This window comes from Agromyces sp. P1_H4 (assembly GCF_056405255.1).
Genome location: NZ_JBFUCL010000462.1, coordinates 1 through 2243, shown reverse-complemented (window position 1 = coordinate 2243; position 2243 = coordinate 1). Strand labels below are relative to the sequence as shown.

2 protein-coding genes and 1 pseudogene are annotated in these 2243 nt (G+C 73.1%); 1 reads left to right on the top strand and 2 read right to left on the bottom strand.

The window, feature by feature from the left end:
* Together AC1DY2_RS18900 and AC1DY2_RS18895 are read right to left on the bottom strand one after the other, a co-directional pair.
* The coding region (locus AC1DY2_RS18900; protein WP_476763811.1) for a nitroreductase family protein at positions 1–413 on the bottom strand (413 nt) is incomplete at its 3' end.
* A gap of 143 nt (positions 414–556) precedes the next feature.
* Positions 557–1636: a threonine aldolase family protein gene (locus tag AC1DY2_RS18895; protein WP_476763810.1), complete on the bottom strand. Its 1080-nt coding sequence runs from the start codon at positions 1634–1636 to the stop codon at positions 557–559.
* A gap of 110 nt (positions 1637–1746) precedes the next feature.
* Between AC1DY2_RS18895 and AC1DY2_RS18890 the strand changes: the two are divergent.
* Positions 1747–2243 (top strand): annotated as a pseudogene (locus tag AC1DY2_RS18890) (hypothetical protein); the annotation flags it as partial.

The following is a 2243-nucleotide window of genomic DNA, read 5'->3' as shown; positions in this document are numbered from 1 at the left end:
CCCATCTGGTGGGTGTGCAGGCCCTCGTGCTGCGCCTGCACGGTGAGGTGCGCGACGGCCTGTCCGAGGTCGTAGCGCGCCCACGGCCGGGCCTTGCCCTCGGGGTCGACGATCTCGGCGATGTTCACGATGAGCGCCGCGGCCGAGTCGGCCCAGGCCTGGTTGAAGCCGAGCAGTGCGTCGTGCACGGTCGTGAAGGCGGCGGTGCCGCGGCGGGCGACGATGAAGCGCCACGGCTGCACGTTGTTCGCCGACGGGGCCCAGCGCGCGGCCTCGAGGATCGTGCGCAGGGCGTCGGTGGACACCTCGGCGGCGGGGTCGTACGCGCGCGGGCTCCAGCGCTCGACGAGCGGGTTGATGAGCTGCGCGGTGGTGTCGGCGCGGCGGGACGTGAGGTCGGTGACGAGCGTCATGGTGATGCTGCTTTCGTGCGAGGAACGGATGCCGGGGCGCCGTCGTCCCGTTCCATTACAACGCATCGAGGCTGGGCGTATTCCGGATGCCGCAACGGTGCGTCATCCGGCGTGCCGCTCGCGCTGTGCGCCCGAGCCAAGCGTCAGGCGACGCGGTGCAGCTCCTCGCGGATGCCCGCGACGAAGGCGTCGATGTCGTCCTCGCTCGTGTCGAACGAGCACATCCAGCGCACCTCGCCCTTGGCGGCATCCCAGTCGTAGAAGCGGAAGCCGCGCTCGCGCAGCCGGTCGGCCACGCCCGCCGGCACCACGGCGAAGACGCCGTTCGACTGCGTCTCCTGGCTGAAGCCGAGGCCGGGCAGGTCGCCGGCGGCGATGCCCGCGTCGAGCGCATCGCGAAGGCGCCGGGCCATCGCGTTCGCGTGCGAAGCGCTCCGCAGCCACAGGTCGCCCTCGAGCAGCGCGATGAGCTGCGCCGAGACGAACCGCATCTTCGAGGCGAGCTGCATGTTGAGCTTGCGCAGGTACTTCAGGCCCTCGGATGCCTCGGGGTTGAGCACCACGATCGCCTCGGCGCCGAGCGCGCCGTTCTTGGTGCCGCCGAAGCTCAGCACGTCGACGCCGGCGTCGCGGGTGAAGGCACGGAACGGCAGGCCGAGGGAGGCCGCCGCGTTCGACAGGCGCGCGCCGTCCATGTGCAGCTTCATGCCGCGCTCGTGCACGTGGTCGGCGATCGCGCGGATCTCCTCGACCGTGTACGCGGTGCCCAGCTCGCTCGTCTGCGTGATGGACACGACGAGGGGCTGCGCGCGGTGCTCGTCGCCCCAGCCCCACGCCTCCTGGTCGATGAGGTCGGGGGTGAGCTTGCCGTCGGGGCTCTGCACCGTGAGGAGCTTCATGCCGCCGACCCGCTCGGGCGCCCCGCCCTCGTCGGAGTTGATGTGCGCCGTCGACGCCGAGATGACCGCACCCCAGCGGGGGAGCATCGACTGCAGGCCGGTGACGTTCGCGCCGGTGCCGTTGAACACGGGGAACACCTCGACGCCGTCGCCGAAGTGCTGCGCGAACACCTGCTGCAGGCGCTCGGTGTAGGCGTCCTCGCCGTATGCGACCTGGTGGCCGCCGTTGGCTGCGGCGATCGCGGCGAGCACCTCGGGGTGCACGCCGGAGTAGTTGTCGGAGGCGAAGCCGCGAACGGCGGTGTCGTGGAGCTGATCGGTCACCGGACCATCCTCGCATCCGGGTCGGAGTTGCCCGAACGGGCGGCGGCACCTGCCCGTTCGAGTGCCCGGCCGGCACCGCCCCCGCACGCGGCATCCGGGAGGCTCGGCACATGGCCGGCACGCGACTGGCGGCCGATTCCAGTCGGTCGGGAATGACCCGCGCCCTCGCCGACGCCCGCACACGGGCCGTCGGCGGGCCGTCGCGCGCGGCCGCCGGTCCGGCCGCCGTGCTCATGGCACTGCAGCGGGACGCGGGCAACTCGGCGGTGAGCGCCCTCATGGCGGCCAAGCTGAAGTCGCCCGGCGAGGCGGCGATCGTCGACATCGACGGTGCGCTCGCCGAACTGCGTCGCGACGAGCCGGGCCTCGACGCGGTCGAGCGGGGCCTCCAGCAGGCCAAGGCCGTCGGGATCCCCGTCGAGCTCGAGGGGCCGAAGCCGCCCGCCTCGGCGCTCGCCGTGACGAAGACGGGATTCGGTCCGGGGTCGGTCGCGCCGAAGAAGCCCGTGCCGCCGCCGAAGCCGGTGCCGGCCGTGTCGCCGCTCGCCAAGGCCGTGACGGCGAAGCCGAAGGTCGCCGGACCCGCGGCCGGCGCCGGCGCGGGGGC